The 706-nt window shown below is 66.7% G+C and carries 1 pseudogene; it reads right to left on the reverse strand.

Annotated features, from left to right (window positions below):
* Positions 1–122 precede the first annotated feature (122 nt).
* Positions 123–706 (reverse strand): annotated as a pseudogene (locus CDN38_RS28475) (ExeA family protein); the annotation flags it as partial.

The raw sequence follows: 706 nt of genomic DNA on the forward strand, positions 1-706 counted from the left end.
TGTTGACCGGCATTCAGGATGAGCATGATGGCGGCGTTGGTGGTGAGGATGTGCGGCTATGAAATGACCCCGCCGGCGGGTGTCCGGCGGGGTCGGTGGTGTTCGAGGTGTCGGGGTGGTGTTCAGTCTGCCGTGACTTCGGCGATGGCTGTGCGGGTGGAGGATTCGTCGGCGATTGCCTTGTCGGCGGCGAACGCGGCGACGAGTGCCTGAAGTGCGAGGTTGTTGACCGCTCGGGGGTAGCCGCGGCTGGTTTGGTGGATCAGCCCGATGGCGTCGTCGGAGAACAGTGTGTCGTCACGTCCGGCGAGCTTGAGGTGGTGGCGCAGATAGCCGCCGGTCTCCTGGTCGGTCATCGGCGGCATGGCATATCGCAGTCCGATGCGCTGGTCGAGGGCGGCCAGCACGCCGAGTTTCATCCGCCGCCGCAAGGTGGGCTGGCCCACGAGCAGACACGCGAACGGGCTAGAGGCTAGAGGAGTCGAGGTCATGGTTTGTCAACAGCCGCAACGCTTCTAATTGGTCGTAGCCCAGCAGGTGCGCCTCCTCGACGACCACTATGGGGGTGCGTCCCCGCTCGTCTTGTTCGGCGGCCAGCGCGTCGGCGGCTTGGGGAGCCAGCGTGGCGTGATGGGTCAGGGGTTGTCCGCCCAGCGAGGCGACGATGCGGTGGTGGATGCCGCGGACCCCGACGGTGGGGTCGGGC

Origin of the sequence: Mycobacterium ostraviense, assembly GCF_002705925.1 — a bacterium.
GTDB classification, from domain to species: domain Bacteria; phylum Actinomycetota; class Actinomycetes; order Mycobacteriales; family Mycobacteriaceae; genus Mycobacterium; species Mycobacterium ostraviense.